Below are 891 nucleotides of genomic sequence, written 5' to 3' on the forward strand. Positions count from 1 at the left end.
GGCGTTTGATTTTGGCTCTGCAGTGGGCGGCGCGTTTAGCGGCATTGTGAATCTGACCAACTCGACCTTTGCGTTAAGCGCGGTTAACAGCGCCGCGCTGGCGAATGCCACACTGAAACTCTCGGCGAATAATGTGACCACGGTCGGCACTGATGATCGGACACTGCACGGCTTGGATCTGAGTGGCGGCACCCTGATCTTTGATGGGGCAGCACCGCAGTCACAGGCCAGCGGCGTGGTGACAGTGACGGATCTGGCGCTGAACAGCGGCACGATTAGTGTCACCGGTACGGGCAACTGGATTAACCAGAACCCGACCACCGCGCCGAACCTGTCGATCCTCGATCAGGATCGCGGCGGCGTGATGCTGGAACTGATTAACGCCAACAGTGTGACTGGCAATGCCAACGATCTGAGTCTGATGATCAACGGCACGACGGTCACTGACACGGCGCAAGGCGTGACCTCCTCTATCTTGCAGGGGGGGACGACAGTCGCCAACGCGACCCATAACTACGGCCTGACCAGCAGCAACGGCAGCGGCGGCAATGGCTTGTATGTCAATTACAGCCTGAGCGCACTGGAACTGTTAACGGACGGTGCCGATGCTTTGTTGCTGGCGACGGACAGCAGCGCGACCTCGAATAAAGAGTTGAATGCGCTAGTCTCCGGGGCGGGTGGCTTGCAGATTGATGCCACCAACGGCGCGTTAACGCTGGCAAACGGCAATAACAGCTACCAGGGCGCGACCACGGTCAATGCTGGCGAGCTGATTCTGGGGGCTAACGGTGCCTTCGGCGGGACCTCATTGCTGGATATCGCCAGCGGTGCCAGCGCCAACATCAACGGCCACACGCAAACGGTAGGCGCACTGACCAACGCCGGTACAGT

Annotated in this window: 1 protein-coding gene; it reads left to right on the forward strand. The window is 59.6% G+C overall.

The genetic code is table 11. From position 1 onward, the window contains the following. Nucleotides 1-891 (forward strand): autotransporter-associated beta strand repeat-containing protein (locus tag AACW11_RS19935; RefSeq protein ID WP_339379072.1); only part of this gene is annotated, 891 nt, incomplete at both ends.

Origin of the sequence: Yersinia sp. Marseille-Q3913, assembly GCF_963892745.1 — a bacterium.
In the GTDB taxonomy this organism is placed as follows: Bacteria; Pseudomonadota; Gammaproteobacteria; order Enterobacterales; family Enterobacteriaceae; genus Yersinia; species Yersinia bercovieri.